The sequence below is a fragment of the Streptacidiphilus anmyonensis genome, assembly GCF_000787855.1.
Lineage (GTDB): Bacteria > Actinomycetota > Actinomycetes > Streptomycetales > Streptomycetaceae > Streptacidiphilus > Streptacidiphilus anmyonensis.
The window spans coordinates 54,188-61,376 of record NZ_BBPQ01000048.1; the positions used below are offsets into that span (position 1 = coordinate 54,188).

The 7,189-nt window shown below is 71.3% G+C and carries 7 protein-coding genes and 1 pseudogene; 3 read left to right on the forward strand and 5 right to left on the reverse strand.

Annotated features, from left to right (window positions below; all coding sequences use genetic code 11):
- Positions 1-164 precede the first annotated feature (164 nt).
- The 3 genes from TR50_RS30330 to cimA all read left to right on the forward strand — a co-directional run bounded on the left by TR50_RS30330 (position 165) and on the right by cimA (position 4,308).
- On the forward strand, positions 165-1,211 hold the full coding sequence (locus tag TR50_RS30330; RefSeq protein WP_042429466.1) for a 3-isopropylmalate dehydrogenase: 1,047 nt from the start codon (positions 165-167) through the stop codon (positions 1,209-1,211).
- A 190-nt stretch (positions 1,212-1,401) separates the two neighbouring features.
- On the forward strand, positions 1,402-2,499 hold the full coding sequence (locus TR50_RS30335; RefSeq protein WP_042429393.1) for a branched-chain amino acid aminotransferase: 1,098 nt from the start codon (positions 1,402-1,404) through the stop codon (positions 2,497-2,499).
- Positions 2,500-2,718: 219 nt separating this feature from the next.
- On the forward strand, positions 2,719-4,308 hold the full coding sequence (gene cimA / locus TR50_RS30340) for a citramalate synthase (RefSeq protein ID WP_042429400.1): 1,590 nt from the start codon (positions 2,719-2,721) through the stop codon (positions 4,306-4,308).
- On the opposite strand, the gene TR50_RS30345 is transcribed toward cimA, so the two are convergent.
- The 5 genes and pseudogenes from TR50_RS30345 to TR50_RS47165 all read right to left on the reverse strand — a co-directional run.
- A complete protein-coding gene (locus TR50_RS30345) occupies positions 4,298-5,023 on the reverse strand; it encodes a DUF6193 family natural product biosynthesis protein (RefSeq protein ID WP_052441524.1) in 726 nt (241 codons plus the stop codon). The two genes, cimA and TR50_RS30345, sit on opposite strands and share 11 nt — an antisense overlap.
- Positions 5,024-5,084: 61 nt before the next feature.
- Positions 5,085-5,681, reverse strand: coding sequence for a GTP-binding protein (locus tag TR50_RS30350; RefSeq protein WP_084701233.1), 597 nt, complete (start codon positions 5,679-5,681; stop codon positions 5,085-5,087).
- Entirely contained in the window at positions 5,662-6,237 is a 576-nt protein-coding gene (locus TR50_RS44745; RefSeq protein WP_084701235.1) for a DUF742 domain-containing protein, read from the reverse strand. The genes TR50_RS30350 and TR50_RS44745 overlap by 20 nt, the downstream gene beginning before the upstream one ends.
- Positions 6,238-6,304: 67 nt before the next feature.
- Positions 6,305-6,718, reverse strand: a complete 414-nt coding sequence (locus TR50_RS30360; RefSeq protein ID WP_042429473.1) for a roadblock/LC7 domain-containing protein — start codon at positions 6,716-6,718, stop codon at positions 6,305-6,307.
- 15 nt (positions 6,719-6,733) lie between these two features.
- A pseudogene (locus TR50_RS47165) lies at positions 6,734-7,189 on the reverse strand (hypothetical protein); the annotation flags it as partial.

Genomic DNA, 7,189 nt, shown 5'->3' on the forward strand with positions numbered 1-7,189 from the left:
GGGGTTTCTTCCCCCCTTACATGGTGTTCACCGGTACGACGCCAATGAACATGTTCTGGTTCCGCGTGCCCGTTCGCCCCGGACGCCGCCTGACGGGGCGCCACCTGCGTCCGGATCGCGGACAAGGAGTGTCAGCTGCTGGACGGCGGAGTATGGTCGATCACATGTCTCGCACTCTCCGCCTCGCAGTGATCCCTGGTGACGGTATCGGCCAGGAGGTCGTGGCCGAAGGGCTGAAGGTCCTGATCTCGGCCCTCCCCGCCGACGTGAAGGTGGAGACCGCCGAGTACGACCTCGGCGCGCGCCGCTACCACGCCACGGGCGAGACCCTGCCGGACAGCGTCCTCGCGGAACTGAAGGGCGCGGACGCGATCCTGCTGGGCGCGATCGGCGACCCCTCCGTGCCCTCCGGCGTGCTGGAGCGCGGGCTGTTGCTGAAGCTGCGCTTCGCTTTCGACCACCACGTCAACCTGCGCCCCGGCAAGCTCTTCCCCGGCGTCGCCTCGCCGCTCGCGGGCAACCCGGAGATCGACTTCGTCGTGGTGCGCGAGGGCACCGAGGGCCCCTATGTGGGCAACGGCGGGTCGCTGCGCACCGGCACCGACCAGGAGATCGCCACCGAGGTCAGCCTCAACACCGCGTTCGGCATCGAGCGCGTCGTCCGCGACGCCTTCGCTCGTGCCCAGGCGCGCCCGCGCAAGAAGCTGACCCTGGTCCACAAGAACAACGTGCTGGTCCACGCCGGCCACCTGTGGAAGCGGATCTTCGACGCGGTCGCCGCGGAGTACCCCGAGGTCACCACCGACTACCTGCACGTCGACGCGGCGACGATCTTCTTCGTCACCCAGCCCGAGCGCTTCGACGTGATCGTCACCGACAACCTCTTCGGCGACATCCTGACCGACCTCGCCGCGGCCGTCACCGGCGGCATCGGCCTGGCCGCCTCGGGCAACATCAACCCCTCCGGCCAGTTCCCGTCCATGTTCGAGCCGGTCCACGGCTCCGCCCCGGACATCGCCGGCCAGGGCAAGGCCGACCCGACCGCCACGATCCTGTCGGTCGCCATGCTGCTCGGCCACCTCGGCTACACCGACGAGGCCGCGAGGATCGAGGCCGCCGTCGCCGCCGACCTGGCCGAGCGCGCCTCGCTCACCGCGCCGCGCAGCACCTCCGAGATCGGCGACGCGCTCGCCGCCCGAGTAGCCGGCTGACCCGCCGGCTCCCGTAGCAGTTCCACCCAGCACCGGGCCGGCGACGGCCCGGTGCTGCGCGTTTGCGCTCCTCACCCGCCGGGGCCGTCGCACCTGGCTGTCGCTCACGGCCCGATCAGTGCGACTATCGACCCTGGGGACTCGCCCGCCGAGCACCCCGCCAAGACGACACGGTGAAGGACAAACGTCGATGACCTCCCTCTCTATCGAGCTCAAGCCCTCGGCCCACCCGCTGCCCGCCGTCGAGCGCGAGGCCCGCCTGGCCTCGCCCGGTTTCGGGCGCTTCTTCACCGACAACATGGTGACCATCCGCTGGACGGAGGGCCGCGGCTGGCACGACGCCCAGCTGGTGCCCTACGGCCCGCTGGAGATCGACCCCGCCAACATGACCCTCCACTACGGTCAGTCGATCTTCGAGGGCCTGAAGGCCTACCGCACCGCGGACGGCCGCATCCAGACCTTCCGGCCCGAGGCCAACGCCCGTCGCTTCCAGGCCTCCGCCGCCCGCCTGGCCATGCCGGAGCTGCCCGAGGAGCTGTTCGTCGCCGCCGTCGAGGCTCTGGTCACCCAGGACCAGGCGTGGGTGCCGACCCAGGAGGAGGCCAGCCTCTACCTGCGTCCGTTCATGTTCGCCACCGAGGTCGGCCTGGGCGTGCGCCCGGCCAACGAGTACCTCTTCATGCTGATCGCCTCCCCGGCCGGCGCGTACTTCCCCGGCGGCGTCAAGCCGGTCTCGGTGTGGATCTCCGAGGAGTACGTCCGCGCGGCCCCCGGCGGCACCGGCGCGGCCAAGTGCGCCGGCAACTACGCCGCGTCGCTGGTCGCCCAGGCCCAGGCCGCGGGCCACGGCTGCGACCAGGTCGTCTGGCTGGACGCCGTGGAGCGCCGCTGGATCGAGGAGATGGGCGGCATGAACCTCTACTTCGTCTTCGGCGAGGGCGAGGACGCCCGCGTGGTCACCCCGGAGCTCTCCGGCTCGCTGCTGCCCGGCATCACCCGCGACTCCCTGCTCTCCATCGCCGGCGACCTCGGCTACGCCACCGAGGAGCGGAAGATCTCCACCGACGAGTGGCGCGAGGCGAACGCCGCCGGCGCCCTCACCGAGGTCTTCGCGTGCGGCACCGCCGCCGTGATCACCCCGGTCGGCTCGGTCAAGTCCGCCCGCGGCGACTGGCAGGTCGGCGACGGCAAGCCCGGCCCGGTCACCATGAAGCTGCGCGAGACGCTGCTGGCACTGCAGACCGGTCAGCGCGAGGACACCCACGGCTGGATGCACCCGATCGTCTGAGCATCTCGTAGGACGGCCGCGTATCTCGCATCGCAAGATGCGCGGCCCGTGCCGCTCCGTCTGTGCCAGACTGCGAATGTGCCCAAGCTCGCACTGATTATTAGCTGCAGCGCGCAGGTCTGAGTTCCCGAGCAGGAACCGACCAGCGTGCAGACCTCTCGCATCCGCGAGGGGTCTTTTTCGTTGAAACGGGCAGCCACCGACAGGAGACCACCGGCCATGAGTTCCCTCTCCGACGAATTCCACGTCTTCGACACCACGCTGCGCGACGGCGCGCAGCGCGAGGGCATCAACCTCACCGTCGCGGACAAGCTCGCCATCGCCCGCTACCTGGACGAGTTCGGCGTGGGCTTCATCGAGGGCGGCTGGCCGGGCGCCAACCCGCGCGACACCGAGTTCTTCGCCCGCGCCGCCGCCGAACTCAAGCTGGAGAACGCCCAACTGGTCGCCTTCGGCGCGACGCGGCGGGCCGGCGGCACCGCCGAGGAGGACCAGCAGCTGCGCGCGCTGGTCGCCTCCGGCGCACCCGTGGTCACCCTCGTCGCCAAGGCCCACGACCGGCACGTCGACCTGGCGCTGCGCACCACGCTGGAGGAGAACCTCGCCATGGTGCGCGACAGCGTCGCGTACCTGGTCGCCCAGGGGAAGCGGGTGTTCATCGACTGCGAGCACTTCTTCGACGGCTACAAGGCCAACCGGGAGTACGCCCTGTCGGTCGTCCGCGCCGCCCACGAGGCGGGCGCGGACGTGGTCGTGCTGTGCGACACCAACGGCGGCATGCTGCCCGCCGGCGTCCGCGAGATCGTCGCGGACGTGCTCGCGGAGACCGGTGCGCGCCTCGGCATGCACGCGCAGGACGACACCGGCTGCGCCGTCGCCAACACCCTCGCCGCGGTGGACGCGGGCGCGACGCACGTCCAGTGCACCGCGAACGGCTACGGCGAGCGGGTCGGCAACGCGAACCTCTTCCCGGTCGTGGGCGCGCTGGAGCTGAAGCACGACCGGCGGGTCCTACCCGAGGGCCGCCTGGCCGAGATGACCCGGATCTCGCACGCGATCGCCGAGGTGGTGAACCTCACCCCGTCCACGCACCAGCCCTACGTCGGGGTCTCCGCGTTCGCCCACAAGGCCGGCCTGCACGCCTCCGCCATCAAGGTCGACCCCGACCTCTACCAGCACACCGACCCGGCCCTGGTGGGCAACACCATGCGGATGCTCGTCTCCGACATGGCGGGCCGCGCCTCGGTGGAGCTCAAGGGCAAGGAGCTCGGCTACGACCTGTCCACCGACCGCGATCTGGCGGGGCGCGTCGTCGACCGGGTCAAGGAGAAGGAACTCGCCGGCTACACCTTCGAGGCGGCGGACGCCTCCTTCGAACTCCTGCTCCGCGCCGAGGTCCAGGGCGCCCCGGACCGCTTCTTCACGCTCGAGTCCTGGCGCGCCATCGCCGAGCAGCGGGCCGACGGGTCGACCGCCAACGAGGCCACGGTGAAGCTCTGGGCCAAGGGCGAGCGCATCGTCGCCACCGGCGAGGGCAACGGCCCCGTCGACGCCCTCGACGCAGCCCTGCGCGCCGCGGTGGGCCGCTTCTACCCCCAGCTGGCCAAGCTGGAACTGGCGGACTACAAGGTCCGCATCCTGGAAGGCCAGCACGGCACCGGCTCCAAGACCCGCGTCCTGATCGAGACCACCGACGGCGAGTCCACCTGGTCCACGGTCGGCGTCGCCGAGAACGTCATCGGCGCCTCCTGGCAGGCCCTGGACGACGCCTACACCTTCGGCCTCCTCCGCGCGGGCCTCACCCCCTGAGCACGACCCCCTCCGGGAGGGCCGCCGCAGCGACGGCGGCGGCCTCCCGCGCATCTTGGCTCTTTCCGAGTAGCACGCCCCCTCGCTTTCCGCGCCAGACCCGGAAGAACCCGTCCCCGCACGGCTGGATGAGCGCGCCCACCCAGTCGTACGGGAACGTGGTGCAGCTGCTGAACCGCAGCATCAGGTGGCTCGTGCCCGGGTAGAGCCCGCGCAGCCTCGGCTCGGCGTACGCGGCGGCGACCATCTCGCCGAAGAGCTGCACCCAGCGCTGGCCCCCCAACGCCCGGAGCGCCTCTCCACGGTCCGCGAGCTCCTGCCAGCGGTATTTCGCGCCGTCCTGCGGCCCACGGGCCAGCGCCTCTTCGAGCAGCGGCAGCCTGACGAACGGCGCGAGCGCCTTCACCTCGCGGGTCGTCGCGCCGTGCCGCCAGGCTGCGGCGGCGGTGACCGCGGCGTGCAGGTCGTCGGTCAGCCCGGAGACGCGGTCCACGCCTCGGGGGGACGTGTCGAGGCTGAAGCACCGTATGCGTGGCAGAAGCTGGAAGTAGCACTCCTCCCGACCGGGCACTGCTCCGACGAGTCGGACACGCTCCCCGTCGAAGGGCTCCACCTCCCCTACGTCGAGCCCGAGTTCGGCCGCGACCGCCCGCACCGCCGGACCGAGGCCGCCCGCGGCGGCGATGTCCGGGTAGAGCTCCCTGTGTGAGGTCACCGCGGGGGAACGCCGAAGGGCGCGGGGAGAGTTCCCCGCGCCCTTTCGACGGTCGTGCAGGCTAGCGCAGGCGAGCCAGCAGGGCGTGCTCGACGAGCGTGATCAGCGCGGACTTGGCGCTGTCGCGGCGCCGGGCGTCCGTGGTGATGATCGGGGTGTCGTGGCCCAGCTGGAGGGCCTCGCGGACCTCGTCCGGGGTGTGGGTCTGGCTGCCGTCGAAGGCGTTGATCGCGACGATGAACGGCAGGCCGCTGTTCTCGAAGTAGTCGATGGCCGGGAAGCAGTCGGCGAGGCGGCGGGTGTCGACCAGGACGACGGCGCCGATGGCGCCGCGGACCAGGTCGTCCCACATGAACCAGAAGCGGTCCTGTCCGGGCGTGCCGAACAGGTAGAGGATCAGGTCCTCGTCGAGGGTGATGCGGCCGAAGTCCATGGCGACCGTGGTGGTCGTCTTGCCGCTGACGTGGCTGAGGTCGTCGATCCCGGCCGAGGCCGAGGTCATCACGGCCTCGGTACGCAGCGGGTTGATCTCGGAGACCGCGCCGACGAGGGTCGTCTTGCCCACGCCGAAGCCGCCCGCCACCACGATCTTCGCGGAGGTCGTGCTGCGGCCCCCGGTCGCGGCCGGGGCAGTCGGCCTAGAGCTTGCGAAGTCCACTGAGCACCCTTTCGAGCAGTGTCACATCAGGCGTTCCGCCGGTTTCGCCCCCGGCGGCAGGCTGGTGGATCGCGACGAGGCCGGACTCGGCCAGGTCGGCGACGAGGATGCGGGCCACCCCGAGCGGCATCGACAGCAGGGCCGAGATCTCGGCGACCGACTTGATGTCGGTGCACAGGCTGCAGATGCGCTGGTGCTCGGGCAGCAGGGAACCGATCCGCTCCGGGGCGGCGGTGGTCGACACCAGCGCCTCGATGGCGAGCTGGTAGCGCGGACGCGTCCGGCCGCCGGTCATCGCGTAGGGGCGGATGAGCGGCTCGTCGTCCTGGTCCTGCTCGACCGGCGTGTGGGGACGGCCGAGAGGCTGGGACTGGGGCTGCCACTCCTGCGGCTGCTGGTCCTGCCAGTAGCCGGACTGTCCGGCAGAGGGCGCCTGGTTGTAACCGGCGTACCCAGGAGCCGGGGCATAGCCGCCGGCGGGACCGCCGAACGCGTCGTGGCCTGTCCCCGGATAGGCAGCGCCGTACTGGCCGTTCTGGTCCTCGGGCGGTGTCACGGTTCCTCCTCACAGTCGAAGTGGTGCGGACGTGGTTCATGGTGACGTCACCAGCTGTGACGTCTGATCAGTGCAGAAGGCTCCCCTGGAGTTCGGCGCGGAGGGCCGGGGTGAGCACGGTGCCGGCGCGGTCGACCAGGAGGGCCATCTCGTAGCCGACGAGGCCGATGTCGCTGTCGGGGGAGGCGAGGACGGCGAGGGAGGAGCCGTCGGAGACCGCCATGAGGAAGAGGAAGCCGCGCTCCATCTCGACGACGGTCTGGGTGACCTTGCCGCCTTCGAAGATCCGGGAGGCGCCCTGGGTCAGCGAGGTGAGGCCGGAGGCGACGGCGGCGAGCTGGTCGGCACGGTCGCGGGGGAAGCCCTCGGACATGGCGAGCAGCAGACCGTCGGCCGAGACCACCACGGTGTGCGAGACCCCGGGGGTGTTGTCGACGAAGTTGGTGATCAACCAGTTGAGGTTCTGGGCCGCCTGGCTCATCTGACTCATCTTGGATCAACGCTCCTGGGGGTTGGTGCCGTACGGGCCAGAGCCCTGGTGGGGGTTGTCGCCCACGTTGTGTCCTTGCTGGATGCCGCGACGCAGGTTGGTCAGCCTGCCCCGGACCTCTTCGGGGGAGCGGGACAGCTGGGGCTGGGACGCGGTCGGGTCGGGGGTGACTGCCGCGTCCGGGTCCTGGATCTGACCGGGCAGCAGGTTCTGTCGGGGGACGCGGCGGGGCAGCCCGGAGACCGTCTTCCCGCCGTCGACGATGTCCCGGGCCGAGGCGCCGGCCTGGCCGGCCGCCGGCAGTGCGGCCGCGGGGCGGCCGTTCGCGGGCGGCATGACCGGCATGGCGCTGGTGGTCTGGCCGATCTCCTTGGCGCCGGTGAACCAGTTGGGCCGCTCGCCGGTCCCCTGGCTGCCGATCGCGCCGCCGCCGAGCGCGGCGCCGGGCCGCCGGGTCGGCAG